Annotated in this window: 23 protein-coding genes; 15 read left to right on the top strand and 8 right to left on the bottom strand. The window is 44.6% G+C overall.

Annotated elements, in window-relative coordinates; genetic code table 11:
- Positions 1-94 precede the first annotated feature (94 nt).
- From ACK8P5_RS24025 to ACK8P5_RS24015, 3 genes are read left to right on the top strand one after another with little or no spacing between them, the layout of a single operon-like run.
- Positions 95-667, top strand: coding sequence for a MarR family winged helix-turn-helix transcriptional regulator (locus ACK8P5_RS24025; RefSeq protein WP_422658692.1), 573 nt, complete (start codon positions 95-97; stop codon positions 665-667).
- Positions 668-679: 12 nt separating this feature from the next.
- Complete coding sequence (locus tag ACK8P5_RS24020) at positions 680-2,410, top strand: ABC transporter ATP-binding protein (RefSeq protein WP_422658691.1); 1,731 nt, start codon at positions 680-682, stop codon at positions 2,408-2,410.
- Positions 2,407-4,266 (top strand): ABC transporter ATP-binding protein, encoded by a 1,860-nt coding sequence (locus tag ACK8P5_RS24015; RefSeq protein WP_422658690.1) that lies wholly within the window; start codon positions 2,407-2,409, stop codon positions 4,264-4,266. The genes ACK8P5_RS24020 and ACK8P5_RS24015 overlap by 4 nt, the downstream gene beginning before the upstream one ends.
- A gap of 198 nt (positions 4,267-4,464) precedes the next feature.
- Here the strand turns inward: ACK8P5_RS24015 and ACK8P5_RS24010 are convergent, their stop codons facing one another.
- The gene (locus tag ACK8P5_RS24010) at positions 4,465-5,715 is read right to left on the bottom strand and encodes an erythromycin esterase family protein (RefSeq protein WP_422658689.1); all 1,251 of its coding nucleotides are present in this window, start codon (positions 5,713-5,715) and stop codon (positions 4,465-4,467) included.
- Positions 5,716-5,762: 47 nt separating this feature from the next.
- A complete protein-coding gene (locus ACK8P5_RS24005) occupies positions 5,763-6,122 on the bottom strand; it encodes a helix-turn-helix domain-containing protein (protein WP_422658688.1) in 360 nt (119 codons plus the stop codon).
- Positions 6,123-6,562: 440 nt separating this feature from the next.
- Here ACK8P5_RS24005 and ACK8P5_RS24000 point away from each other — a divergent pair, with 440 nt between their 5' ends.
- Complete coding sequence (locus ACK8P5_RS24000; RefSeq protein WP_422658687.1) at positions 6,563-7,090, top strand: diacylglycerol/lipid kinase family protein; 528 nt, start codon at positions 6,563-6,565, stop codon at positions 7,088-7,090.
- 20 nt (positions 7,091-7,110) lie between these two features.
- Here the strand turns inward: ACK8P5_RS24000 and ACK8P5_RS23995 are convergent, their stop codons facing one another.
- Positions 7,111-7,719 carry a TetR/AcrR family transcriptional regulator gene (locus tag ACK8P5_RS23995; protein WP_422658686.1) on the bottom strand — a complete coding sequence of 203 codons (609 nt, stop codon included), beginning with the start codon at positions 7,717-7,719 and terminating at the stop codon, positions 7,111-7,113.
- A gap of 197 nt (positions 7,720-7,916) precedes the next feature.
- On the opposite strand from ACK8P5_RS23995, the gene ACK8P5_RS23990 reads away from it, so the two are divergent.
- Together ACK8P5_RS23990 and ACK8P5_RS23985 are read left to right on the top strand one after the other, a co-directional pair.
- Positions 7,917-10,145 carry an MMPL family transporter gene (locus tag ACK8P5_RS23990; RefSeq protein ID WP_422658685.1) on the top strand — a complete coding sequence of 743 codons (2,229 nt, stop codon included), beginning with the start codon at positions 7,917-7,919 and terminating at the stop codon, positions 10,143-10,145.
- A gap of 133 nt (positions 10,146-10,278) precedes the next feature.
- Positions 10,279-10,731 carry a hypothetical protein gene (locus ACK8P5_RS23985; protein WP_422658684.1) on the top strand — a complete coding sequence of 151 codons (453 nt, stop codon included), beginning with the start codon at positions 10,279-10,281 and terminating at the stop codon, positions 10,729-10,731.
- A gap of 68 nt (positions 10,732-10,799) precedes the next feature.
- Here the strand turns inward: ACK8P5_RS23985 and ACK8P5_RS23980 are convergent, their stop codons facing one another.
- Positions 10,800-12,353, bottom strand: a complete 1,554-nt coding sequence (locus tag ACK8P5_RS23980) for an FAD-dependent oxidoreductase (RefSeq protein WP_422658683.1) — start codon at positions 12,351-12,353, stop codon at positions 10,800-10,802.
- 157 nt (positions 12,354-12,510) lie between these two features.
- On the opposite strand from ACK8P5_RS23980, the gene ACK8P5_RS23975 reads away from it, so the two are divergent.
- From ACK8P5_RS23975 to ACK8P5_RS23960, 4 genes are all read left to right on the top strand, one after another.
- Complete coding sequence (locus ACK8P5_RS23975) at positions 12,511-13,908, top strand: spore germination protein (protein WP_422658682.1); 1,398 nt, start codon at positions 12,511-12,513, stop codon at positions 13,906-13,908.
- Positions 13,901-15,013, top strand: a complete 1,113-nt coding sequence (locus tag ACK8P5_RS23970; protein ID WP_422658681.1) for a GerAB/ArcD/ProY family transporter — start codon at positions 13,901-13,903, stop codon at positions 15,011-15,013. Before ACK8P5_RS23975 ends, ACK8P5_RS23970 begins: the two co-directional genes overlap by 8 nt.
- On the top strand, positions 15,010-16,119 hold the full coding sequence (locus tag ACK8P5_RS23965) for a Ger(x)C family spore germination protein (protein ID WP_422658680.1): 1,110 nt from the start codon (positions 15,010-15,012) through the stop codon (positions 16,117-16,119). The genes ACK8P5_RS23970 and ACK8P5_RS23965 overlap by 4 nt, the downstream gene beginning before the upstream one ends.
- A 78-nt stretch (positions 16,120-16,197) precedes the next feature.
- Positions 16,198-17,136, top strand: coding sequence for an aldo/keto reductase family protein (locus tag ACK8P5_RS23960; protein WP_422658679.1), 939 nt, complete (start codon positions 16,198-16,200; stop codon positions 17,134-17,136).
- Between the two features lie 92 nt (positions 17,137-17,228).
- On the opposite strand, the gene ACK8P5_RS23955 is transcribed toward ACK8P5_RS23960, so the two are convergent.
- The 4 genes from ACK8P5_RS23955 to ACK8P5_RS23940 all read right to left on the bottom strand — a co-directional run bounded on the left by ACK8P5_RS23955 (position 17,229) and on the right by ACK8P5_RS23940 (position 21,257).
- Positions 17,229-18,323, bottom strand: a complete 1,095-nt coding sequence (locus ACK8P5_RS23955) for a GGDEF domain-containing protein (RefSeq protein WP_422658678.1) — start codon at positions 18,321-18,323, stop codon at positions 17,229-17,231.
- A gap of 134 nt (positions 18,324-18,457) precedes the next feature.
- Positions 18,458-19,564: a sensor histidine kinase gene (locus ACK8P5_RS23950; RefSeq protein WP_422658677.1), complete on the bottom strand. Its 1,107-nt coding sequence runs from the start codon at positions 19,562-19,564 to the stop codon at positions 18,458-18,460.
- Positions 19,557-20,252, bottom strand: coding sequence for a response regulator transcription factor (locus tag ACK8P5_RS23945; protein ID WP_422661568.1), 696 nt, complete (start codon positions 20,250-20,252; stop codon positions 19,557-19,559). Before ACK8P5_RS23945 ends, ACK8P5_RS23950 begins: the two co-directional genes overlap by 8 nt.
- Positions 20,253-20,288: 36 nt before the next feature.
- The gene (locus ACK8P5_RS23940; RefSeq protein ID WP_422658676.1) at positions 20,289-21,257 is read right to left on the bottom strand and encodes a D-alanyl-D-alanine carboxypeptidase family protein; all 969 of its coding nucleotides are present in this window, start codon (positions 21,255-21,257) and stop codon (positions 20,289-20,291) included.
- 189 nt (positions 21,258-21,446) lie between these two features.
- Here ACK8P5_RS23940 and ACK8P5_RS23935 point away from each other — a divergent pair, with 189 nt between their 5' ends.
- From ACK8P5_RS23935 to ACK8P5_RS23915, 5 genes are all read left to right on the top strand, one after another.
- The gene (locus ACK8P5_RS23935; RefSeq protein ID WP_422658675.1) at positions 21,447-21,842 is read left to right on the top strand and encodes a Fur family transcriptional regulator; all 396 of its coding nucleotides are present in this window, start codon (positions 21,447-21,449) and stop codon (positions 21,840-21,842) included.
- Entirely contained in the window at positions 21,818-22,636 is an 819-nt protein-coding gene (locus ACK8P5_RS23930; RefSeq protein WP_422658674.1) for a winged helix-turn-helix domain-containing protein, read from the top strand. The genes ACK8P5_RS23935 and ACK8P5_RS23930 overlap by 25 nt, the downstream gene beginning before the upstream one ends.
- Before the next feature lie 153 nt (positions 22,637-22,789).
- Positions 22,790-24,253, top strand: a complete 1,464-nt coding sequence (locus tag ACK8P5_RS23925) for a catalase (protein WP_422658673.1) — start codon at positions 22,790-22,792, stop codon at positions 24,251-24,253.
- Between the two features lie 262 nt (positions 24,254-24,515).
- The gene (locus ACK8P5_RS23920) at positions 24,516-25,337 is read left to right on the top strand and encodes a uroporphyrinogen-III synthase (RefSeq protein WP_422658672.1); all 822 of its coding nucleotides are present in this window, start codon (positions 24,516-24,518) and stop codon (positions 25,335-25,337) included.
- 98 nt (positions 25,338-25,435) lie between these two features.
- A complete protein-coding gene (locus ACK8P5_RS23915; RefSeq protein ID WP_422658671.1) occupies positions 25,436-26,074 on the top strand; it encodes a ThuA domain-containing protein in 639 nt (212 codons plus the stop codon).
- The last annotated feature ends 90 nt before the right edge of the window (positions 26,075-26,164 follow it).

Below are 26,164 nucleotides of genomic sequence, written 5' to 3'. Positions count from 1 at the left end.
CTTGTGCGTTTGACTTTACCCTTTCAAAAGATTTATAGTTAGGTTACCTAATTAATTGGTACACTATCTATTTTTGTCGAAAGAGAGGTGCATCATGTCAGAGACGGATAGACAGCAAGGCTGCGGCTTCGCTGGCGAAGGAAGCTCCTCCAAGGACGGAAGCTTCGGCAGCGAAGCGGCAGGAAGACTCATGCGCAGCTTCAGTCTGTTCAAGAAGAAGAAGAAGGACTGGGAGCAAAGTACGATTTCAGGGTACACGACCGGTGAGATTCGAATTCTGATGACGCTGAAATATAAAGAAAAGTCCGTAGGGGCAGAAGGATTCGAATCGCGTTCTGAGAGTGAACCAAGTCTTAAGGTCTCGGAGATTAGTAATCATATGAAGGTGACTTCACCAACAATTACTCAATTCATTAATGGCCTAGAGGGCAAAGGACTTGTTGAGCGCGTGATGGATAAGAAAGACAGACGTGCAGTCCGTGTTCGCTTAACGGATGAGGGAGAGAGGATTGTTCATCAGGCACACGAGGCATTCAAGGCGAATTTCGAAGGACTGGTCGCATACCTAGGTGAAGAGGACAGTGATCAGTTGGCTAACTTATTAACCAAAGTTTATGAGTATATGAGTGAGAGTGAGATTAAATTATCGCCAGACGAGAAGAAGTAAGGAGATGAAACCATGCTGAAGTTATTTCGGTATATGATGAAGCCGTATTGGTCGGCGGTGTTGCTTGTACTGTTATTCACTTTTTTTCAGGCGTTGTCTGAACTCTATTTGCCTACATTAATGGCGGATATTGTGAACGTCGGTATTGTGAAAGGAGATACGTCTTTTATTTGGCGTGTCGGTGGCTTTATGCTTGCGGTAGCAGCGGGCGGTATGATCTGCTCGATTGCAGCCAGTTATTTGGCATCTAAATCCGCTTCCGGCTTCGGAAAAATTCTTCGTGGACGGGTGTTCTCACATGTTGAGAACTTCACACTGCAGGAATTTGATAAGGTCGGCACGGCGTCCCTAATTACCCGTACCACAAATGACATTACGCAAGTACAGCAAGTGACGATTATGATTCTTCGGATGATGGCTCTTGCACCAATGATGTGTATCGGGGGGATCATCATGGCGGTATCCCGTGATCCGGGCTTGACTGTTGTGCTTGTTGCGGCATTGCCGGTACTTGCGCTGGCTATTTTTATCATCGCTAGAAAGGGAATTCCACTCTTTAAAGCGATCCAGATTAAGATCGATAGCCTGAGCCGTGTTATGCGTGAGGGCTTAACCGGAATCCGGGTTATCCGCTCATTTAACCGTACGGAGCATGAGAAGGCACGTTTTAATGATGCCAATGAAGACTTAACGCAGACGGCGATTAAAGTAAATAAGATTATGGGTGCGATGATGCCTGTCATGATGCTCGTGATGAACTTCGCAACGCTAGCGATCGTCTGGTTCGGCGGACATCGTATTAATGAAGGGCACATGATGGTAGGCGATCTGATGGCATTCCTGCAATACGCTATGATGATCATGTTCTCACTTATCATGGTGTCTGTCATGTTCGTTATGATTCCGCGTGCACAGGCTTCTGCAGTTCGTATTAACGAAGTGCTGGATATGATGCCAGAGATCAAGGACCCTGAAGAGGCACACCAAATATCTGCCAGAAAAGGATACATTGAATTTGATGATGTGACGTTCTACTATCCAGGAGCTGAGGAGCCGGCGGTATCGAATATTTCCTTCTGTGCAGGACCGGGTGAAATTACGGCCATCATTGGGGGTACCGGTTCAGGTAAATCCACCTTAATCAGTCTGATTCCAAGATTCTATGAGGTATCATCAGGGCGAATTTTGGTAGATGACACGGATATACGGGATATGAAACAGGAAGATCTTCGTGCCAAAATTGGATTTGTTCCACAAAAAGCACTTCTCTTTACTGGTTCGATTGCAGATAATATCCGCTATGGTAAAGAAGATGCAACAGATGAAGAAGTGAAGCATGCAGCGGAGGTTGCCCAAGCTGCTGATTTCATCTCCGCTATGGAAGGCGGTTATGAAGCCGAAATATCCCAAGGTGGCGGTAATGTCTCTGGTGGACAGAAGCAGCGTCTCTCTATTGCTCGCGCACTTGTTCGCCGTCCTGAAGTGTATGTATTTGATGATAGCTTCTCGGCACTCGATTTCAAGACCGATGCGAAACTGCGTGCAGCACTGAAAGAGGAAACAACCGAGTCGACGGTACTGATTGTAGCTCAGCGCGTCAGCACGGTTATGGATGCAGACCGTATTATTGTACTTGACCAAGGCCGAATCGCTGGTATCGGCACACATGAGGAACTGATGGAGAACAGTGAAGTGTATCGTGAGATTGTGTCATCCCAGCTGTCAGAGGAGGAGATCGCATGAGTGAAGCTAAAAAAAGCGGTGGACATCCCCGCGGTGGCGGAGGCCCTTTCGGTGGCGGTCCTCATGGACCAGGGATGCCTGTTCAGAAGCCCAAGGATTTTAAAGGGACATTCGGCCGGTTAGCCCGTTATTTGAAACCTCACTCGGGCAAGCTGATCACGGTGCTTGTTGCGGCTATTCTCAGTACCATATTCAGCATCGTCAGCCCGAAAATACTAGGTGAAGCAACAACACTTCTGTTCAAGGGCATGATGTCAGGCGAGGGAATCGACTTTACTGCCATTCAGCGTATTATGCTGTGGCTTGCCGGATTGTATATCGTCAGCTCCCTATTTGCTTATCTTCAGCAGTATGTCATGGCAGGTGTCGCTCAGCGCACCGTGTATGATCTGCGTAAAGAAGTGAACGAGAAGCTGAACCGGCTGCCGCTCAAATACTTTGACGCTAGAACACACGGAGAGACGCTTAGCCGTGTAACGAACGATATGGATAACATCAGCAGTACACTGCAACAAAGCTTGACCCAGATGATCACTTCTGTAGTTACCTTGGTTGGGGTTATCATCATGATGCTGTCGATCAGTCCATTGCTGACACTGGTTGTCATCCTGACATTACCGCTTAGCGTGATTGTTACCATGTTGGTTGCAAAGCGTTCGCAGAAGCATTTTGCAGCACAGCAAAAACATCTTGGACAGCTGAACGGCCATGTAGAGGAAATGTATACAGGTCATAAAGTGGTTAAAGCATTCGGACGTGAAAATGAATCGATCGCAGAGTTTGATAAGGTAAACGATAAACTGTACGATGCGGGTTGGCGTGCCCAGTTCATCTCGGGTTCGATTATGCCGCTGATGAGTTTCATTGGAAACATCGGCTATGTTATTGTCGCGGTCATGGGTGGTATTCTTGTGACCAAGAGATCGATCGAAATCGGAGACATTCAGGCGTTTATTCAATATTCGCGTCAGTTCACACAGCCGATTACTCAATTGGCGAATATTGCGAACGTCATTCAGTCCACAGTTGCTTCCGCAGAGCGGGTATTTGAGGTGTTGGATGAAGAAGAGGAAGTACTTGAGGATTCCGCTCCGAAGAAACTTACCAATCCGCGCGGCGAAGTTCATTTCGAGCATGTAAACTTCGGTTATAGTCCGGAGAAAATGTTGATCGAAGATATGAATGTCGACGTATTGCCAGGGCAGACGGTGGCTATCGTAGGTCCTACAGGCGCTGGTAAAACAACACTTGTGAACCTACTGATGCGTTTCTACGAGCTTAATGATGGTAAAATCACAATTGATGGTATCGACATTAAGCAGATGAAGAGAAGTGATCTGCGCAGTATGTTTGGTATGGTATTACAGGACACTTGGTTATTTAACGGTACAATTCGTGATAATATCGGTTATGGTAAAGCAGGTGTTACGGAGCAAGAAATCGTGCAGGCTGCCGAGGCGGCTCACGCGGACCATTTCATCCGTACCTTGCCTGAAGGCTATGATACGATTCTGAATGAAGAAGCATCCAATATATCGCAAGGCCAGAAGCAGCTTCTGACGATCGCAAGAGCTATTCTTGCTGACCCTTCGATCCTCATTCTAGACGAAGCAACGAGCAGCGTGGATACACGGACCGAGCTCTATATCCAGAAGGCGATGAATCGATTGATGCAGGGAAGAACGAGCTTCGTTATCGCTCACCGGTTATCTACGATTCGGGATGCAGATTTGATCCTGGTGATGAATGAAGGTAGCATCATTGAGCAGGGGACACATCAAGAACTGCTTGAGCAGAATGGTTTCTATGCAGATTTGTATAACAGCCAGTTTAGTGGAACGCAGGAAGCAGGTTAAAAGAACACAATTGTGTTTCTCCCTCTTCTATTGTTCTATTGTCCCATTCAATCCAAAAGGTCGAAGTCAGGCTCATTTTGAGCCATGCCTTCGACCTTTTTGTTATTGCCGCCTACTTCAGCAGCTGGCCCCCTGATTATTATAAAAATCTCTTTATTGCCAATCAAATGTATCAAGTCTAATCATATATGCTCCTAATTATTTTGTGGCTATTTGTGTGGGGGTAGCATCTGCCACAAATATCATACTATCGTAAAGTACAGCCGGTGGTTGAAATATACGATAACTTGGAGGAAGAATACGCATGAACCAAGAATAACCTTCCCCAAGATTACCCATGTAAGTATATTGTGAAATCAACTCACCCAGTTCTGAGTTTTTCGGAACACTGGAGAAATCCAACCAACTAATATCAAATCCTGCCATTTTTGAAGCTTTAGCCAATGGATTATGGGAGTAAAACACTTGATTGGTACGTTTTGTAGAGGATCGAGTTGGCATATTGGACTCAGTTCTATAAAAATCTGTACCTATTGCGTAATAACCATTTTCTGTTTTTTTAGAAAGTAGCTTTCCCATAGAATCATAGCTGCCCCATTTTGCTACGTGACTGTTATGACCTGAAACAAAGATACGTTCATATCCAAGCTGTTGCTCTTGCTGTAATATCCATTGGACATTTTCAGCCATAAACTTATCTCTTAATGTACTTCCCTCTGAACTTGTTAGGGTTTGAAGTTTACAATACTGCAATAGCATATCTGCAAAGTGTATTGCTTTAGTAGAGTTTTCTTTGCGCATAAGTTCATGTTTAATCTTTGTAATGATTTGGATTCGAGAATCGTAATCGTACTCACTGTTCCAATCTTCTCCATCCATTAGCTTTTGTAGAATAGTCGTGTCTACACCCAATTCTTTGCTGGATTCATTTAAGAATTGAAAACTATAAAAGATTCTTTGCATATCTGAACCGTAGAAGCGAAGGTCTTCACCTTCTGGCGCACTTTCATTATACTGACGCATGTACGAAATAAGCTCAGCTATCTCATCAGTACGGTATATGGCAAAGCCAATAGCAGCAGCAGCTTCTTTAGGATTTCCTTCACCACCATGTATATAGCGATTTACATATTCACTACCGCCATAGTCACCCTCAAGCACAAATGCTTTTACATTATATTTTTCCACCATTTGTTTATAGATATCGAGCTTAAGCTTTTGAAACTCGATATTCCCATGTGAAGCTTCTCCTAAAGCTATTATTTTTGAGTTTTCTGGTATTGTAATGTTCTCTACCGATTGTGCATATGTCGCAAATTCTTCTGGGTTGGCATTTTCTCCTGTGCTAAAGCCACCGAAATGCATAAAAACAAGTAGAGCACCCAACATCAAAACTAATAATCCAAAAACAATATACCGCATTTTAAAATGTTTCATTCTTTTATTCATAACCAATATTTCTCCTGATTTTTAATATAAATTTCTTCATTTTATACTTATTGCACTTCGTTTAGCAAATCTTCAGCAGAGATTTGGAATAACTTTGAAAGCGCAATTAAATTAGAGGTACTTGGGTCAGATGTCCCATTCTCCCACTTAGATACAGCTTGTCTGCTTACACCAAGAGCCTCGGCAACAAACGCTTGTGTCATATTACAATCTTCTCGATGTTGTTTTAAAACTTCACCAAGGTTTTTTTTAATGTTTGATTTTTCTTTTCTAATATCTCCTGATTTGATATATCTAATCAGTGCTTTTATAAGAAAAATACCTACCGTGATAAATGTTATCACCACTGCCAATCCAATCAGGAGTACTCCGCAAAAAATAGCGACTCCTAAAAAATCATATTTCATATGTTTGCCTCCTTTCATGCATTTATCTTAGCTATTTCTTATGGTTGCTACCACCAACTATTACGCTATTTTCAGTTGCGTTTAGGTTGCTACGTAAAATTAACCCTGTTAGGTATACTTTTTACTTTTTAATATTGCGTATTTTAATACAAATACGTATAAAAGATTCAACTGTCTAATTTTCCTAACATGGCCCGTTTGTTGAAATACGTTTCTGTGAAGCACATACCATACTCGGACCTTACATAATATTTTGAATACCCTATTAACTCAAATAAACACAAAACTGCTAAATCAGCTTGCCATGTAATTTTTGAACTAAATCATTTAATTGTTTGTTCTCACTCTTAAAGTGACTTTGTACGACTTTTCAAGGTTTTTATTAAGACTTCCTCTTAACGGAGATTTTTATTAGGTTTATGTGGGTTTAGCAAAGAAAAGTGGACATCGGCGTTGCGGGGGAGAGGGTATTTACGAACTTCTTTGGTGTGGGTTTGATTACAGAAGCTTCAGAAAATATTAACTCGGATTTAAAAGGAACGCTAGGTCGTCTGAGCTACTATATCAGTACACTTCAAACCGTACGCTCAGCGGAGCCATTTCGTTACTGGATGGAATCAGACGATGGCATTCAAGAAGATGAGGCAGTCATGATTTACGTGTCTAATGGCCGTTATCTTGGTACGCAGGCACTGCCTTTCACCGTCGATGCTCTTACAGATGGGAAGCTTGATGTCTTGATCATTCGAGAGGCTGGACTTCCGCTCTTGAAGGAGCTGCTTAGCCGCAAGGAGCAAGGGGAATGGGAGCCGAAAAATGATAGCATTCAGTATTTTCAATCCTCAACCCTCACCTTGAAGACAGAGCAGCCCATGAAGGCGGATACGGATGGCGAGATATATCTTGAGACTCCAGCGAAGTTATCCATTAGATCGGAATCGCTCGAATTTTTAACAGGTGAAGTGTAATTTTTAAAGTATATTTAGGTTTACCTTATTGAGAGGCCATCCCAAAATAAATCAACAATGTCTCGGGCGAGCTTGTCAGCGGGTGTTCCCTTGGCGATTTCACGTATTCCGAGCATCAGAACTGCTGAGAAGGCATGCGCTGTGAGCAGTGGATCCGTTCTACGAATTTCACCAGCATCCATCGCCTTTATAAGATGCTCGGCAAGGCAATCATGAATCATCTCCTCTTTGCTAGTGATCTCATCGAGTTGTTTCTGACTTAAGGAAGAACGGGCTTCACGCAGAATCGTCTCAAAATCACCATGGGAGCGTGCAAGCTTGGCTTCCGATACTTTTATGAGGCGTTCCCGCAGCGGCAATGGCTGAACAAGAATTTGAGAAGTACTTGTACGTGCCCGCTCCAAAACAGCAGAAACGGATGCTGTGAACAACTGCGGTTTTCCGTCGAAGTAATAATAGATGGATGCTTTAGTTACACCGCAGGCTTTAGCAATCTGCTGTAAGGAAACGGCTTCGTAACCGAGCTCCATGAATAGTCTGGAGGCGGTGAACAACACGGTTTCCTGTACTGGCATATCTTGATCCTGCCGCTTGGGACGGCCTGGCATTCGAGGTGTGTTTGATTTCATTAGGAGTCCCTCATTTCGAAAAAAATAAAAAAAGTTGATTAATTAACCGAACGGTATATATAATTATTAGAGATTAATAATCCAATTATTCGTATGGATGGCGTTTACCGTTTATTTTTAACGACTATGATGTTGATTTTGACACCAGAGCGTCATTTTTTCAAGTCTACGAGTTACAAAAGAGGAGGAGCATAAGGATGAAAGAACAAAGTGGGTACGGCCGCTTGGTGGCAGGCCCTAAGACCAAATGGGTAACATTGATTGTATGGATTGTTGTGGTTGCAGTCCTCAATCTAATTTGGCCTATGGTGAATGAGAAGGAAAAAAACAATGCACCGAACTTACCGGACACTAGTCTATCTGTACAGGCAGAGTCCGTAGCTTCACGAGAATTTCCGAGCGGTGAAGGGGTTCCAGCTCTAGTCGTATGGCAGAGGGATGGAGGATTGTCTGATGAGGATCTAGGCCATATTCAGGAGCTATTTGCTAAGCTTGCTGAGAAGCCCGTACCGAATCAGGTTGGACTCGTCCCGTATGATAAAATGCCTCTGCCTGCGCTTAAGGCTCAATTGTCCGAGGATGGAAGTTCTATCGTGACTCCTGTGTTTTTCGATAAAACAGCTGGAGCTGAACAAATAGAAGAAGGAATTAAAGGGATGGAAGCCCAGGTCAAGGAGACCTTTGGTGTGGATCCATTCGCTACGGATATGAACAATCCTGAGCTTGTAGCGCGTGTTACCGGCCCAGCGGGGATTTCTGTTGATGCAACAGCGTTGTTTAGTAATGCTGACGTTTCTTTATTGATAGCTACCGTACTTCTTGTCCTTATTATCTTACTTTTGATATACCGTTCGCCTATTCTGGCTCTTATACCGCTGGTTGCCGTCGGATTTGCGTATGGGGTAATTAGTCCGGTGCTAGGCTTTATGGCTGACAAGGAATGGATTACGGTAGATGGCCAGGCAATTTCTATTATGACCGTACTATTATTCGGAGCTGGCACCGATTATTGTCTCTTCATGATCTCCCGTTTCCGTCACGATCTCCGTGAAGAGAAGAGTAAGACTGCAGCACTGTTAAAAGCCATTACACAATCATCAGGCGCCATTGCTATGAGTGGCATTACCGTTGTTATCGCGATGCTTGCGCTATTGTTCGCACAATATGGTGCTTACCACCGCTTTGCGGTACCTTTCAGTTTTGCTATTCTGATTATGTTTATTGCAAGCCTTACACTAGTTCCTGCACTGCTTGCTATTTTTGGTCGTGTATCGTTCTATCCATTCGTCCCACGTACTCCGGAGATGGAAGAGGAGCGTGCTCGCAGCAAAGGTAAGCCGGTTAAAACGCATAAGATCAAGAAAGAAGGCTGGATTGGCAAAATCGTGACCCGTAAGCCTTGGATGGTCGTTTTAGTCGGCCTTGTTGTGCTGGGAGGCTTGGCGGCCTTTACACCTAAAGTGAAGTTTACGTATGATATCCTTTCCTCTTTTCCTAAGGATATGCCATCTAGAGAAGGCTTTACGATTATTGGAGAGCAGTTCTCCCCTGGTGAATTAGCTCCGGTCAAAGTGATGGTAGATACAGAGGGGAAAGATGCTTCGCAGCTGAAGGAAACTCTAGCATCTCTTCCTTATATCAGCAAAGCTGGAGACCCGGTAGAAGGTGCACAAAACCCGAACATTCTAGCCTATGATCTAGAATTTACAATGAATCCGTACGACCTTGAAGCTATGGAACATATCCCGGATTTGCGTGCTACTGCAGAAGCTTCACTTCAGAAGGCAGGAGTATCATCCCCTGAGTCCAAGGTATGGATTTCAGGGCAGACCGCGACTCAGTATGATACAGAACAGATTGGTGATCGTGATACCATGCTGATTATACCGATTGTTATCGGAATGATCACGCTGCTTCTTCTTCTATATCTTCGTTCAGTTGTCGCTACCGTATATCTGGTACTTACAGTTATCCTGTCTTACTTCTCTGCGCTTGGTCTAGGCTGGATCGTACTCCATTATGGTATGGGTGTTGATGCGATTCAAGGAGCCATCCCGCTGTATTCGTTCGTATTCCTTGTTGCTCTTGGTGAAGACTATAATATTTTCATGATTTCAAGCATCTGGAAGAAGAGTCGCCATATGCCACTTAAGCAGGCAATTCGCGAAGGTGTGCATGAGACAGGACCAGTTATTACTTCCGCTGGACTGATTCTAGCTGGAACCTTTGCTGTACTAGCTACATTGCCAATTCAGGTCCTTGTACAGTTTGGAGTTATTACGGCAATCGGTGTGCTGCTCGATACCTTTGTTGTACGTCCATTCCTTGTACCAGCGATTACGACGCTATTTGGTAAAGCTGCTTTTTGGCCGGGCAAAGCCCCAGCTGAGGTAGAAGATGCGAAAGCAGTTCAAGAGCGCGTTTAAATAACCGTTCAGAAAGCTGGCGAGCTACGCGAATTGGTCACATTTTCTGTAACAAATCATGCGTTTTCGTTGCATATTTTCATGCGGTTCTTTTATAATGATGTGTAATCTTCACTAAGGGAGCCATGATGATTTGAAGAAATCCGTACTGAACCGAACGGTTTCAGAATTGCTTCGTCGGTCGGGTAGCGGAGTCACAGTAAAGCTCCATTCTTATTTTCCAGGGGGCCGTTTAATTGGCGGGAAATATGCAATGAGAGCGCACAGCGTGACAATGTATACCGAGGTCATTAAACAACAATGCTTGCAGCTGTTTGGAACGTTGGAACCCGTGTATGAATACTTTGCTGTGGTGTTCGCTCATGAACTTGGGCATGCAGCTGATGTAAGTCTATCTAAGCTCTGTGATGAACTAGATACCTGCGGAGATGAATTCAGGAGAAAAACAATCGCGCTGCAAATCGAGGAAAATGCATGGAATAACGCTATGTCGTGGATTATGGATATTGATCCGATCCTTATCAGAACCATTGTAGACCAGTCGCTGGAAAGCTACCGTGCTGAACTGGCACCGGTAACAGCTTAAATAAAGATCATGAACATAGAGGCTCATGTGCGAGGGATTTCCCTTGTCCATGAGCCTCTTTTTGTGGGCTAATCCCCGTGAGGATCGAGCTTCTTCAGTGGTTCGATGGCAGGACCCTCAAGCACCTCACCGTCATATTTGAATCTCGATCCATGACAAGGGCAGTCCCATGAACGCTCGCCTTCATTCCATTCAGTCTCACAACCTAGGTGTGTACAAGTCGTGTCTACGAGAAACAAATTGCCTTGGGCATCCTTATAAGCCCCGGAACGTTGACCGTTATGACGTACGACCATTCCTTCGTCAGCCTTTAACTCGTCAATGTTCCTGTGAGTCATGTCGAACTTTCCAGCAATAAAATTCTTGGCGACCCCTGCATTTTGTACGACAAAGGTTTTCAGAGCAGGATCAGCTTGAAACCGAGAAGGCGTGAACAGTTCGGAGTATGGATTATCCTTGCCCATAATCTGATCTGTAATGATTTTTGCTGCCACGGTACCCGTGGTCATACCCCATTTCCGGTAACCGGTCGCCACCAGAATTCGGTCCTGCTTGGACGTAATAGGCCCGATGTAGGGCAGCTTATCTAAGGTGATCAGATCCTGAGCAGACCAGCGGAAGGGAATGGATCTAGCACCCAGCAGCTCTCCAGCGAACTTCTCAAGATTCTCGTAATGGCGGTGGGTGCACTCACTTTTACCCGTAGGATGGCTTTCACCACCGACAATGATCAGTTCTTCGCCGTTATAAGATACAGATCGAAGGGATCTGGAGGGGGCATCAATATTGATATACATGCCACCGGGATAACCCGTTTCCGGTTTCACAGCAACCGCATAAGAACGCTCCACATGCAGTCTTGTGAAATATAGACCTTTTCCGTCATAGAACGGGAAGTGCGAAGCTGATACGGCAAATTGACAGGTGATGCTGTGATTTCCTCGTTTTGTTGTGAGCTTGATTGGTCCTTCCGTTTCAGCTTTTTCATCAATGGTTGTATTCTCATAGATCACGCCGCCTAATTTCAAAAATTCCTCCACCATCCGTTTTAAATAGACTAGGGGGTGGAAGCGATATTGCCCTGGCATCTTGATAGCACCCCGGACGGGTAGTGGCAGCGGCACGCTCTCCAGCCATTCCCCGGGAATACCCATTTTCTCATATGCCTTGAACTCATCCTCCAGCTTCGATCGCCTCTCGTCATCCTGCGTGTATATGTATGCATCCTCTTTCTCTAACCCACAGTCAATGTCCCACTCTTTGACTTGCTGCCGGATAAAGTCCATCGCTTTAACATTTGCATCATAGTAGTGCCGTGCTTTCTCCTCGCCAAAATGCTGCATCAACTCATGATAGATCATGCCATGCTGGGCTGTTACTTTGGCCGTTGTAAAGCCTGTCGTTCCATCTAATATCCGGCCTGCATCGAGAAGAACAACCTGTTTACCTTGCTTCGCCAGTAGATGGGCAGTCATTATGCCGGTAATGCCCGCACCTACAACAGCAACATCCGTATCAATATCCTCAGCAAGTCGTTGAAAAGCAGGAAGATCGGTTGTGGCTCTCCATAGAGATTCCGGATATTGAGGCAGACTTTGCTGGGTTGTATATGGTTTATCCATCGTTTACATACCCTCCTTTATATTAAGTCGATTATTCCAGGGAATTACGTATTGCCTGTGCTTCATTATTACCACCTACCAGAAAAAAGAAACGAATCCAGTCTCTCGCTCATAAATTGGAACTATTTTGCAAAGGATAATCATTAGGCTACAGAACATGAAACGGCTAAGAGACGGAAAAAGCGAGGTGATGGAGATGGTAAGTCAGATAAGCAGTACGGATCAGACGAAGCAGTGGTTATTGAAGCAACTTGAGGATATAGGTGACAAAGAGCAGGTTCACCTCTCAGATGGCAGTGAGACCATAGAGCTTATTTATTTCAAAAGTCTCTGTGACCCTAACTTTGTCAGTGAGAACTTGGTCAACCGATATTACGAAATTCAGAATACGGAGCAATATTGTGATTACGTACGCTCTTATCCCTCCAGTAAAGTAGCAAAGGATGGGGAAGATGCACTGGATAATGTACTTAAAGGACAAGTCGTGGTCTTTACGAAAGAACATATTTATTTGTTTGATGCCTTATGGGTGGAAGGAGCCGATGTATCACCAGCCTCAACGGAGAATGTCATTCAGGGTCCCACAGATTCATTTACTGAGAGTATTGATACCAACATGAACTTGATACGGCGTAGATATCAGACGGCCCATTTGAAATCTGAATATATGAATTTGGGCAAAACGTCTAAGACCCGGATCGCCATTTTGTACGACGATCGCAGAGTTGACCAGAATGTGCTTAAAGAACTCCGGCATCGTCTGTCACTCATTGATGAAGACGTTGTACAATCTGCTTCGGAAATCGAGAGATTCACAATGAAACCGAATCTTCGGTTATTTCCTACAATTATGCTGAGTGAGCGTCCGGATCGAACCGTGCTGAATATATCACAAGGGAAAATAGCGGTCGTTATGGACACAACCGGATACGTTCTTTTATTGCCTGCTATATTTAATGATTTCTTTACAGCGATGGATGATCAGATTCAGTTGCCCCCGATCGGATGGTTTCTAAAGGTTATTCGTTACATCGGTTTATTCCTGACTATTCTTCTGCCTGCTCTTTATGTCGCCTTTACGTCTTATAATCCCGAAATACTCAAGATGCAGATTACACTGCTGATTGCGGGCAGCCGAGCTACGGTGCCATATCCGTCTTTTTTCGAGGTGCTATTCATGCTGCTCGCCATGGAGTTTCTGATGGAAGCGAGTGTACGGCTGCCGAAATCGATAGGCCCTACGGCAACAACGGTTGGCGGGTTAATTCTGGGTACAGCAGCGACGGAGGCAGGACTGGTCAGTAATATTATGGTTATCCTGGTCGCCGCGGTAGCCATTACGAATTTTGTAATTCCGTTAACCATGATGAGCTTTGGCATTCGAGTGGCCAAATATATCTTCATCTTGTTATCTACTTTTTTCGGTTTAGTCGGCATCGTTCTAGGGATGATTGGAATGATTATGTATCTGACCAGTCTCCGGAGTTTTGGTAAACCGTACTTCAAGATGTTCGCCATTGATAAGAGCGCGAAGGAGGGACAGAATAATGGTTAAGAATATTTATTTCTTGTACCTCTTTCTATTGAATGCGCTTATCAATCTGGTTAACTATGTTCCCCGAGTACTTATAGAGGATCGGTTTAACGGTTCAATCATCTCGATAATGATTGCCCTTCCGATCGGAGTACTGCTGCTGTACTTATTTTGCAAAATGATCGCTAAATTTCCCCAGCAAGGATTGCCAGAAATCATGAGTAAAGCACTTCCAGGTTGGATTAGCAGGCCGCTGTTATTTGTAATGGGATGTATCTGGTATTTGTCCAGTGTACTTACACTAGTAGGATTCGTAGATATTACAGTGCGTTATATTAGTCCCGATGTCTCGCCATATGTTGTGCTTGTTGGTTTTTTGGTCGTGATAGGGCTTTGTGCAAGGCTCGATTCGGAGTCCATATTGTATGCGTTAGAAATTGTTCTTTATATGACGGTCCCGCTTATTGTTTACATGGTATGGCGGGTGTTTAGCAGTCCGCACTTTGAGTGGGATGCCGTTATGCAGATCATCACTTATGTATGGCAGATGCCGCGCTATGAGACGATCGCTGGGGCAACTTTTATTTTTAGTGGATACGTTAATATGGTGATCTTTAATCGCGTATTCAAGAAGGTAAAGATTAGACATTTATGGCTGTTCTGCATCATTGGTTTCTTTACGTTGATCATCTCGATGTTTGCGCCGATCGGTTTTTTAGGTGCTGACGGTGCTGGTGAGCATGTGTATCCTGCATTCTCTACGATAGACTCACTACGGATTCGATACTTTATTGTCGAGCGAATGATCTATGTCTTTTATGTTGTGTATATGTCTCTGTCATTAATGAACACAATCATTCATTGGCATGTGTCCAAAGAATTATTACTCGGGTCCTTTCATAAGAAGGCTGTGTCTTCATCCGCACATCTGTCGCAACAGAAAAGAAAGCTAGAGTGGTGGATTCTGGGTGTATTCTCCGCTCTTGTGTATGCCTGTGCATGGCTATTAGACCAGTTCACTCTGAACCAGATGGCTCAAATGTTTCTCAATTTGCGGTTTGTTGGCGAGATTGTTTTGTTAGGACTCATGTTTTACTTCGTGCTGCAGAGGAGGTGGCGTATATGAAGCATTTCAAGCGTTATCTGGTTATGCTGATGTGCTCCTCGATGATGATCTTGGGAGGCTGTGAATTCCGTGACATCGACCTTCGTTTATTTGTGGTGGCTATTGGAGTGGACGTCATTGAAGATAACTCAGATCTGCTGCGATTCTCCTTCAAAATGTCACTTCCAACAGGCGACCCCAAGACTGGGGAGGTTAATTTACTGGTTGTGACCGAGGATGCCACTAATATAGCTACGGCGATTCGGCAAGCCAAGTCAAAGGTCGATAAAGAGCTCGATTTTGGGCATTGCAAAGGCGTAATGTACGGAGAAGCCTACGCACGAAGGGATATTCGTAAAGTCCAAGATTGGACGATTCGGCGCAGGGATATTCAGCTGCTTATGTATCCTACGGTTGCCATTCCCACAGCTGAGGCGGTGCTCAAAGTACAGCCTAAGACAGAGCGTATCGCGGGTAACTCCCTGTTCCTCGCACTGAGTGAGGACGGATCAGATTCACCGTATATCACCAAGATGTACTCTTTTGATCTGGCAAGAAGGATGAATGAAAAGGGGAAGGACCCAATCATGCCTGTAATTGAAGTGGTGAATGAATCACTGCTTGATATTAAGAAGGTAGCTCTAATGGACAAGCAGAAGGTACTGGAAATCTTGTCGCCAGAAGAGACAAAGCTATTCAATCTGCTCTTTCGCAAAGATCTGAGAACGAACTTCGGCATGGAGCAGGACGGCAATCATTATGAGGCTAACATCACGAATAGCAGAGCGAAGTTCAACATTAAGAGTGGAGGCCTTGGACAAGAAGAGATTGCTTACACCATCCGGCTGATGGGGAATCTGGAGGAGAAGGACGAGGTAGGGAAATTGACGCATCAGGATATTGTTAATATTGAACAGGGTTTTAGTAAAGACATTGCAACCGATGTTACGAACCTGCTTGAAAAAATACAAAAGACCGGCGTCGATCCACTTGGCTTCGGTCTTCGCTATTTCGGAACACATTGGAATAATGAAACAGAGGTAGAGGAGTGGAGGGAGATGTATCCTCGAATTAAGTTCGGGGTTAAAGTGCACACCGCCATCAAATCGACGGGCTATAACCGCTAATCGTGAGTAGCTATGAATTGTTCAAGATGATGTTAAAATATAGAGTATATTTATTTATCGCAAGGAGGTTTTCCCCATATGGAGTTTAGAAGATTAGGCAATAGCGGATTAAAGGTAAGTGAGATTAGTCTGGGTAGCTGGTTGACTTATGGTGGCTATGTAGAGCGTGAGAATGCGGTGAAATCCATTCAAACAGCGTATGGACTGGGTGTTAACTTCTTCGATACAGCTAATGTCTATGAACAAGGGGCAGCTGAGGTGGTTGTGGGAGAGACATTAAAGGCATTTCCGCGTGAATCTTATGTACTTGCGACAAAAGTATTCGGGAAGATGGGCGACGGTCCGAATGATCAGGGACTTTCCCGTAAACATATTATGGAACAGTGCCATGCCAGCTTAAAGCGTCTTGGCACCGATTATGTAGACATTTATTATTGCCATCGTTTTGATCCAGAAACGCCGGTCGAGGAGACCCTTCGTGCTCTAGATGACCTAGTTCGTCAAGGCAAGGTTCTGTATGTCGGTGTCAGCAGGTGGACAGCAGCTCAGATGGAGGAAGCATTAGCGGTAGCGGATCGTTATCTACTGGATCGGATTGTCGTCAATCAACCGCTGTATAATATGTTTGAACGCAGTATTGAAGAAGAGATTATTCCACTCGGGGAGAAGAAGGGAATTGGTCAAGTTGTCTATTCTCCACTTGCCCAAGGCGTTCTAACTGGGAAGTATGCGTCTGCAGAGAAAGTTCCGGAGAATAGCCGTGCTTCAAAGCTTGGATCGGATCGACTGAAGATTAGTGAGGAGCGGATACACCAAGTACAGGCACTTGGCCGTATTGCGGACGAGCACGGCATTAGTGTGGGACAGCTAGCACTTGCATGGATCTTGAGGCAGAGTAATGTAGCTAGTGCACTTGTGGGTGCAAGCAGGCCAGAGCAAGTAGAAGAGAATGTAAAGGCTTCAGGGATTAAATTATCGCCCGATACGCTGACAGCGATTGAAGAAATATTGAAATAAATCGATGAGTATATGAAGAAGGATCCGTTCCATCATGGGCGGATCCTTCGTTCGTTTATGTGAGTAACACCAGTTGATCTTTTATCTACGTATTAGCGACCAGAAGCAATACACACCTGATTCCGTCCAGCATGCTTTGCTCTGTACAGCTCTCGGTCAGCCTGCTCAAGTAAATCCTTAGCATCTGTAGCGTGTATCGTATCTGGATGCACCGCAGCTCCGATAGATACGGTGATCTTTAACTTCGTTTCGTCTGGTAGCTCAAAGGAATGATTCTCCACTGCAATCCGAATTCTCTCAGCAAGTGCAGTCGCTTCTCCCCGTGATGCTCCAGGGACCAAGACCGAGAACTCTTCGCCACCATTTCGTGACACCTCATCCAAGGAGCGAGTATGGCTCTTTAGCAACCTGCCTAGCTGCTGCAAGACAACATCTCCCGCAGCATGACCATAGGTGTCGTTTATTTTTTTGAAATGGTCAATATCGACAGCGAGAACACCGAGTCTTTCATTGAAATGTTGAGCTTCCATGAATCGCTCTAATAGAAGTTGCTCGAATTGACGCAGATTGTTCAGACTGGTGAGGTGATCGGTTTCTGAATTTTTTTTCATCTGTAGAAACAGTTTATTAGATGCGTTAATATGCTCAGTTAAGGTATAGATAATTAGAGTACCGAGCGTAGAAATAACTAGCTGAATCGTGAACAATTCGAAGATATTACCTCGTTCTTTCAGATTGATAAGCAGCGTTAACAAGATAATGAGCAGGCTTATCAGGTTCATAATTAGCATTTTGACGAGTCGCTTTCCACGATAACAAGAGACCAATCCGCATAGGATCCCGATGAGGCAAGTGCCTATGGCTGCACTTATTGAGGAAGCGGTCAGACCGAACAAGAGCATACGCCCAACCCCGATCAGAAAGCCTGCAATAAGGGACGGAAGCCAGCCTAAATAGCTCGCGATAACAACAATTGCTAAATGCCTGAGATCAGAAATTAACAGTGGGCTGATGGGAAATGCATAATACATCAGAATGATGCCGTAGATCCCAAAGAGCAGTCCAGCATTTATCTTTACAATATAGGAAGGAGACTGAACGCCTACGACATATCTCTGGGACAATAAACCTGAAATGTACAAGAAAGTAACGAACATGCAGAAGTTAGCAAACAGTATGTTAATCATAATAAGAAGCATTCCATTCCTCTCACATACCGTTTTCAACGGTATAGATTCGCTAGTTATGCTGTTAGCGTTTTTCCTATTTTATCGGAAAATGGAATTGTTTGTCGATTAATATACGAAAATGTTGCTAATATTTATGGAGTGGTGACTTCTTTTAACGGTAGATGAACCTCAAATATCGTCTGTGCTGGCGTACTACTTACACGTATTATACCGTGATGTGCGTCTACGATGCTTTTGACAATTGCAAGACCTAGACCTGCCCCTCCTGTTTTGTCTGTACGTGAAGCATCTGCACGGTAGAATCGTTCAAAGATATGGTCAACGGCATGAGGCGGTATAGGGGGTCCAAAATTAATAACCTGTACAACAGCGTGCTGTGCATCTTGTCTAACGGTTAGATTGATTCTACCTGCTTCCTTTCCATGACGAACAGCATTGGAGAGAAGGTTCTCGAAGATGCGCATTAATTTATCTCCATCTGCATGGATAATGATCTTCTCTTCAGCGGCTGTGAACACAACCTGCACGTTATCGTGACGTGTATGCCCTGCCAAGGAAAAGTCAGCGGCAAGCTGACCAAGCAGTTCTACAAGATTAATATCTGCAAGGTTCAGCGGGGAGTGTCCCATCCTTGTGTATTCGAAGAGATCGTTCACCAGTCTTCCAAGTCTGAGCGACTTCTCGAATGCTATCTCTGTATAATACCGAAGTTCAACTTCATCTTTATAGCGGTCTTCGTTAACAAGTCGTAGATAACCTATAATGGACGTTAGAGGCGTGCGCAGGTCATGAGATACGTTGCTGATGAGTTCATTCTTAGCTTGTACAGCCATACGCTCCTCTTCCATGGAAAGTTTCAGCTGTTTAGCCATTCGGTTAATATGATCGGCCATGAGTCCGAATTCATCATCAGATTTCACACGAATTTCCTGATCCAACTCTCCCCGTGCAAGACGATTGGTCCCTTCCATTAATTGATTCATCGTCACAATTGTTTTTCTACTTAGCAGGAGGACAATCCCAACGAAGAGCAGGATCCCACTGAGTGTGGCAAGAATCGGGAATCCAAAAAAACTAGCCGTCCCGCGATTAATTCGAAATATCAATTCAATCCATGGGTCAGCCCAATAGGTGCGTCCAAGATATCTGGCGAGGAGTAGAATGCCGAACAATATAAGTACAGTCAGTCCTAAACTTACGAAAAAGAGAGTAATAAGCTTCCACTGAAATTTACGCATTGATCTTATACCCAACGCCCCACACCGTCTGAATGAGTTTATAACCAAGTTCCTTTTCTAGCTTGTCCCTAAGATTGCTGATATGTACCATAACCGTATTGTTCGAAACGTAATATTTCTCTTTCCACACCTGCTGAAAAATATCCTCCGCGCTAAAGATTCGTCCTGGCTGCCGGGCAAGCAAATACAGAATATCGAATTCTCTGGCAGTGAGTGATATGTGTAGACCGTTAGCCAAAACTTCATGTGTGGTACGGTTTATTTCAAGTCCGTCTAAGTGCAGGCAATCCGGGATAGCCTGCGGTTGCTCTGCATTGTATTGCAGCGATCGCCGCAGAAGGGATTTCACCCTTGTAGTTAACTCCAGCGGATTGAATGGCTTGATCATATAATCATCTGCTCCGGTCATGAGCCCGAGAATTTTATCCATATCCTCACTCTTGGCACTCAGCATTAAGATCGGAATGGATGATGTTTCTCTGATCTTTCGGCAAGCCTCCATCCCATTTAATTTAGGCATCATCACGTCTAGGATAACGAGATCAATAGAGCCTGCTCTGGTCTCCAGCTGCATAAGCGCCTCTTCACCATCATGTGCTTTGATGACTTGAAACCCCTCGTTCTCCAAATAGATTGAGATCAGTCCTGCGATTTCCTTATCGTCATCTACCACTAATATACTTCGAATGACAAACGCCCCCAATACTTAGAACTAGCATTTAGTTTACCCTAAAAAGGAAGTTAAGGTATCCCATAATGTACTATGCCTGCGGAATCCATAGTCGAGTAGCTTACGTGTTTCTGTAAATCTTTCATCAGAATCAGCAGCGCCCATCACAACAGAGATCAGACGGCTTCCGCCTCGCTCAGCCGTTCCCGTGAAGCAGTAGCCTGCTTGCCGAGTGTACCCAGTCTTAAAACCATCTGTGCCTCGATAAGCATGAGCTTCACCAGGCAACATAAGATTGGTCGTTCGTAAGGATACTTGTCGCTGAGGGATGGAGATTTCTTTCTGACGGGTCACTTCAAGTACTTCTGGATAGTTATGAAGAAGCCATCTCGTGAGCTTGGCAGCATCCTGAGCCGTCATCATCGTATCTGAGGAAGAGGCTGCCTCGGAGAAATCTTCGAGATCATCTGCTGTCAGACCAGAGGCATTGGCGTACACGGTTTTGGCGGATAGACCAATTGCCCGGGCTTTTGTATTCATGAGTCGCACAAAGGCAGCTTCAGATCCACTGATATGTTCTGCAATGGCGACTGCAGCATCGTTAGCTGAATGGATAACAAGAGAATCGAACAATTGCTTCAGACTGTAACTTTCACCATCCTCAATCCCTATCTGTGACCCGGGGACGTTTGCAGCATAATGGCTGATCGATACAATCTCGTCCCACGTGTGCTGCTTCGAGGCAATTGCTTCGAGAACGATAAGCTCGGTCATCATTTTGGACATGCTAGCAGGTGGAAGTGCTTGATCTCCATTATATGAATATAGGACCTTACCGGTATCTGCATTGATAAGCACAGCAGATGCCACTTTCATTTGTGGTGGGATGAATATTCTTATGATATAAACAGAGACGAAGATAACGCCTAGCGTGAGAAGGATGAGTGATAGCCGAGATTGCTTTTTCCGTTTCCGCTGAAATATCGTTTGAGGTTCCGATGATCGTCTTGATATGGTATCCATCGCTAAATTAAACGCCTCCAGTTATATGTATTTGCATAAATCTAATAATTGTAGTGTAGACAACTGGATTAAATTATTTATTAATCGTTTCTTAAGAAATGTTAAAGAATCACACCAGTTAGATGGATTGACCTGATTAGAAATAAGATTTATACTTGATCTAAAAATAAATCAAAAAGGGTGAATACCTTGAAATCATTAAATTTAACGACACAACGACAAGCAGTTTATGATATAGTCCGGCATTCAGAGGACCATCCCACCGCAGCAGACATTATGAACAGGTTAGTGGAGAAAGGTAATAATCTGGCATACGGAACCGTTTATAATTCACTTCGTTACTTAACTGACAAACAGTTGATTCGGGAATTGAAGCTCGGTGAAGGAATGAGCCGCTACGATGCTCGTACGGATGAACATCAGCATATTATGTGTGAAATCTGTGGCAAGGTAGATGAAGTGATGACAGAGGTTCCCAAGGAGTGGACAGAAACAGTCACAGAAGAGACGGGGTACGTTATTAATCATGCACATGTAGTATTTGGGGGGGTGTGCCCAGAATGCCAAATCAAGCGGAACAAGTAATTGAACGAATTCCGATGAAAGGCCGGCAAGGGGGAAGTCTTTACGGACGTCCAACCCCCGAGGAGATGACAGACAATAAGTGTCCAGTATCCATTTTTCGCGCAGCTATGATCAGTAAGAATCCGGCCCGCGTTCATGAATTAGTTGGGATCTTGTCTGAGAATTGTTTTGATGTCATGGTGATGCGGCAGTGGGAGCCGGAGCTGCATTCTGCACTGTATACGGGATTAGTCTTGGCCGATCTGACAGGATGCACCGACGCTGAGCAGTTTGAAGTGGAGCGGAATCAGTTGATTCCTCAGATCGAACACATGCGTGTTCCAGTGATGTACTTGGTTAGTGCAGATCTGATGAGTCGTGCAAGCGGAAGCTTGCTACAGGAGGAATTAATGGTATGGCCAGCTCGCTCTAAAGAGACAACGATGTATCAGATTCAGCGAGCTATTCGTGTATATTCGGTATCCCCATTGTCTAAGGAAGAGAGCAAGAGCGTAGGCCAGCAAGTATTCAAGGACTTGAGCATTGATCGGGATAAAATGATAGTGGAACGTGCAAGCACAGTCATCCATTTAACGAAGACAGAGTATAGCCTTCTGACCCTTCTGCTGAATCGTGAGGGCGGTGTATGTACCCGAGAAGATCTGATGAGTGAAATCTGGGATACTGATTTTCTTGGGGGGAGTAATGTCGTCGATGTTCATATTAAAAGTCTGCGAAAAAAGCTTGGTGATAAAGCGGGTTCCCCGCGTTATATCACAACGGTTAGAGGAGTCGGATACCGCTTGGCGGACTGATTCCTCTTTTTTTATCTTGCTGGATGTCTGTTCATGTGATCTTCATTTAAGGATCATCTTTTGATCATGAAGAGGGCATAAAGGGATGATACAATTAATTTATAAATTTAGATTCAGTCTAAAATCAAATATAGATTAATTGGAGGAATAAATATGGATCATCGTTTGACAACAAACCAAGGGGCTCCTGTAGCCGATAACCAAAATTCAAAAACAGCAGGACGCCGTGGTCCTGCGCTATTGGAAGATTATCACCTGATTGAAAAAATCGCTCATTTTGACAGAGAACGTATTCCAGAGCGGGTCGTTCATGCTCGCGGCGCAGGAGCACATGGTGTCTTTGTTGTTGAGAATAGTATGAAATCATATACCCGTGCAGCTTTCCTACAAGAAGCGGGCCAAGAAACACCGGTATTTGTCCGATTCTCCACCGTAATTCACGGAACAGGATCACCAGAGACGGCTCGTGACCCGAGAGGCTTTGCCGTTAAATTCTATACGGAAGAAGGAAACTACGATATCGTAGGTAACCATTTGCCGGTATTCTTTATCCGCGATGCGATTAAATTCCCGGATATGGTCCACTCGTTAAAGCCATCACCAGAGAGTAACATTCAAGAGCCTGGACGCTACTGGGATTTCATGACCTTGACTCCGGAATCTACTCATATGATGACTTGGTTATTCTCGGATCACGGTACTCCTGCAAATTATCGTCAAATGGACGGCTTTAGTGTCCATTCCTTCAAGTGGGTGAACGCGGAAGGGAAAGTCACATACATTAAATATAAATGGGAATCCCAGCAGGGTGTTAAGACACTGAGTGCGGATGAGGTTCAAGAAGTGCAGGGACAGGACTTTAACCATGCGACACGAGATCTGCGCGAGAACATCGCTGAAGGAAACTTCCCGAAATGGCGTCTGGTTGTCCAGATGATGTCTCCAGATGAGATGGATGACCTGTCATTCGATCCACTGGATCCAACAAAGACTTGGCCGGAAGATCGCTTCCCGTTCGTGACTGTTGGTACCATGACACTGAATCGGAACCCGCAGAACTTTTTTGCAGAGGTAGAGCAAGCTGCATTCTCACCAAGTGCACTTGTGCCGGGAATTGAACCATCTGAGGATAAATTGCTTCAAGGTAGACTCTTCTCTTACCCAGATACACAGCGTCACCGTCTTGGAGCGAATTATTTGCAAATACCAATCAACTGTCCATACGCACCTGTTAGAAATCATCAGCGTGATGGACTCATGAATGTGAATCAAGATCCGTCACCGGTTAACTATGAGCCAAACAGCTATACAAGCGGGCTGAGTGAAGACCCATCCTATCGTGAGAGCGAAGCTCCTTTGGTTGGTCATGTCACACGCCAGAAGATTGAGAAGACGGACGACTTTACGCAAGCCGGTGAGCTATACCGCTCTTTTACAGCTGAGCAGCAAGCGAATCTCCTCCGCAATCTTGTTGCGGACCTTAGTCAAGTGAAGCAGGATATTCAGATGCGTGCACTGTGCAACTTCTTCCGTGCAGATGCTGGCCTTGGAGGTCGTCTTGCTGCAGGACTTGGTGTGGATGTAAGTGCATTTGTACCAGGTGCACCTCAGGCTTAATTGAAGGATTTACTCCTGGTTGTTGTTTGACCAGTTCATATAATAAAAGCAGGCTAGCCAAGGGTTTGTCCCGTTGCTGCCTGCTTTTTGTGGTTTTATAGAAACGATTCATACATACAGCGCCTCTAAGTGCAAATACAAAAGGAGTTTCAAACGGAAATAAGACCAAAGTGGCTTTATATATATAAGCAAGGCAAGTATACTGTATTAAATAACAAAACACAGTAGGTTTATTCGAAGGCAAGAACGGGAGGCGAAATGATTGGGGCAACATATGAAGGGGAAGGTTATCGCACTTGCGGGTCCTCGTAAAGCAACAGATATGGCGAAACTGGTAGAGAAAATGGGCGGAACACCAGTGCTTCGTCCTGCTCAGGGAACTGTTTTTTTGGATGATGAAGCGCTTCGGGCGTCTATTACTGCTTGGGTTAGCGAACCCCCGGCCTGGAATGTGTTTACAACGGGAATCGGATTAGAAGCCATTCTGAACACAGCCGAGCAGATGGACGTACTGGACAAGTTGCTTGAAATATTAGCGAATACATCGATTGCAGCAAGAGGTTATAAGACTGTAAATGCTTTGAAAAAGCGAGGGCTTGCACCGATCGTAAGAGACGACGACGGGAGTACCGCAGGATTAATTCGTTCATTTGAAGCACATGATCTCGAAGGAAAACGTGTTATGCTACAACTCCACGGCGAATCTGCTCCGAAGCTCGTGCAGTGGCTGCAGGAGAAAGGCGCAGAGATCGATCAGATCCTTCCCTATAAGCATATTCCGCCAGAAGAGCAAGATCTTGAACTGTTGCTCGGAGAGATTCTGGAGAGTAAGGTCGATGCGGTAACGTTCACCAGTGCTCCTCAGTTCCGCTTCTTATCTGAACATGCCCGCAAAGAAGGCAAGTTTGATGCATTAATCCATGCGTTCAAAGATAATGTCATCGCAGTTGCTGTCGGTAAAGTAACGGCTCAAGGCCTCCGTGAAGAAGGGGTCGTAGTGAAGGTTGTGCCGGAAGAGGAACGAATGGGCAGTATGATGGTTGAACTTGGACGATATTTTGCTCAGACAACGATTTCTTCTTAAATGTGACTATGTTACGTGCATATCGGGAAAATTGATAGTACCGTAATAAGAAGAGCGTATGCAAGATACACTTAATTAAGCAAGGAGGTCTCTATCTAATGGATAGAAAAAAAGCACTATTACTGGGAAGCTATACGCATCCTAAATTTCACCCGCTTCAAGGAATCGATACACAAATCTCTCACTTATTGAATGATAAGTTTACGGTGCAGTGCACTGAGAATCATAAAATGTTGAAGGAAAGCAATTTGTACCCTTACGATCTCTGTATCGCTTATAGCGATTTATGGGATGAGAAGGTATCTCCACAGCAAACGGCAGGACTACTGTCTTATGTAAGTGGCGGCGGCGGACTACTAGTCATTCATAACGGGATTACACTTGCTAATCGATATGAACTGGCTCAGTTAATCGGAGCAAGATTTGACGGCCACCCACCCATTCAAAAGCTGTCGTTCACTCCAGCTGCACCTGGACATGATATTATGAAAGGGATTGAACCGTTCGAACTTGAGGAAGAAGCCTACCGCTTCATATTTGATCCTTTCACAGATAAAACCGTATTGCTTCAATATGAGCATGAGGGACAATTCTGGCCGGCAGCTTGGTGTCACACTTATGGGATTGGAAGAGTCGTATTCTTAATGCCAGGTCACCACGAGCCAACGTTTATCCAGCCACCAGTGAGATCCATGATCACACAGGCTGCGAAATGGGCATCACGTTTCCCAGGATAATTGTTTATCGGGACTTTTATGTTCGTGGAAGCACGCCGTTTTTTTCTTATATGTATTCAGGGTATAATGAACCTAAGACTAAGACCGGGA

The sequence above is a fragment of the Paenibacillus sp. EC2-1 genome, assembly GCF_049311625.1.
Taxonomy (GTDB): Bacteria; Bacillota; Bacilli; order Paenibacillales; family Paenibacillaceae; genus Paenibacillus_AQ.
The sequence above is the reverse complement of the archived record's forward strand: the minus strand, read 5'-3'. Positions and strand labels throughout refer to the sequence as shown.

What these genes read in the sequence shown, in the direction of transcription:
- ACK8P5_RS23980 (WP_422658683.1), bottom strand. Translation starts at nt 12,353, where the DNA reads ATGGATAAACCATATACAACCCAGCAAAGTCTGCCTCAATATCCGGAA.
- ACK8P5_RS23975 (WP_422658682.1), top strand. Translation starts at nt 12,511, where the DNA reads ATGAAACGGCTAAGAGACGGAAAAAGCGAGGTGATGGAGATGGTAAGT.
- ACK8P5_RS23995 (WP_422658686.1), bottom strand. Translation starts at nt 7,719, where the DNA reads ATGAAATCAAACACACCTCGAATGCCAGGCCGTCCCAAGCGGCAGGAT.
- ACK8P5_RS23965 (WP_422658680.1), top strand. Translation starts at nt 15,010, where the DNA reads ATGAAGCATTTCAAGCGTTATCTGGTTATGCTGATGTGCTCCTCGATG.
- ACK8P5_RS24015 (WP_422658690.1), top strand. Translation starts at nt 2,407, where the DNA reads ATGAGTGAAGCTAAAAAAAGCGGTGGACATCCCCGCGGTGGCGGAGGC.
- ACK8P5_RS23990 (WP_422658685.1), top strand. Translation starts at nt 7,917, where the DNA reads ATGAAAGAACAAAGTGGGTACGGCCGCTTGGTGGCAGGCCCTAAGACC.
- ACK8P5_RS24010 (WP_422658689.1), bottom strand. Translation starts at nt 5,715, where the DNA reads ATGAATAAAAGAATGAAACATTTTAAAATGCGGTATATTGTTTTTGGA.
- ACK8P5_RS23915 (WP_422658671.1), top strand. Translation starts at nt 25,436, where the DNA reads ATGGATAGAAAAAAAGCACTATTACTGGGAAGCTATACGCATCCTAAA.
- ACK8P5_RS23930 (WP_422658674.1), top strand. Translation starts at nt 21,818, where the DNA reads ATGCCAAATCAAGCGGAACAAGTAATTGAACGAATTCCGATGAAAGGC.
- ACK8P5_RS23940 (WP_422658676.1), bottom strand. Translation starts at nt 21,257, where the DNA reads ATGGATACCATATCAAGACGATCATCGGAACCTCAAACGATATTTCAG.
- ACK8P5_RS24020 (WP_422658691.1), top strand. Translation starts at nt 680, where the DNA reads ATGCTGAAGTTATTTCGGTATATGATGAAGCCGTATTGGTCGGCGGTG.
- ACK8P5_RS23950 (WP_422658677.1), bottom strand. Translation starts at nt 19,564, where the DNA reads ATGCGTAAATTTCAGTGGAAGCTTATTACTCTCTTTTTCGTAAGTTTA.
- ACK8P5_RS23970 (WP_422658681.1), top strand. Translation starts at nt 13,901, where the DNA reads ATGGTTAAGAATATTTATTTCTTGTACCTCTTTCTATTGAATGCGCTT.
- ACK8P5_RS23925 (WP_422658673.1), top strand. Translation starts at nt 22,790, where the DNA reads ATGGATCATCGTTTGACAACAAACCAAGGGGCTCCTGTAGCCGATAAC.
- ACK8P5_RS23960 (WP_422658679.1), top strand. Translation starts at nt 16,198, where the DNA reads ATGGAGTTTAGAAGATTAGGCAATAGCGGATTAAAGGTAAGTGAGATT.
- ACK8P5_RS23955 (WP_422658678.1), bottom strand. Translation starts at nt 18,323, where the DNA reads ATGATTAACATACTGTTTGCTAACTTCTGCATGTTCGTTACTTTCTTG.
- ACK8P5_RS24025 (WP_422658692.1), top strand. Translation starts at nt 95, where the DNA reads ATGTCAGAGACGGATAGACAGCAAGGCTGCGGCTTCGCTGGCGAAGGA.
- ACK8P5_RS24005 (WP_422658688.1), bottom strand. Translation starts at nt 6,122, where the DNA reads ATGAAATATGATTTTTTAGGAGTCGCTATTTTTTGCGGAGTACTCCTG.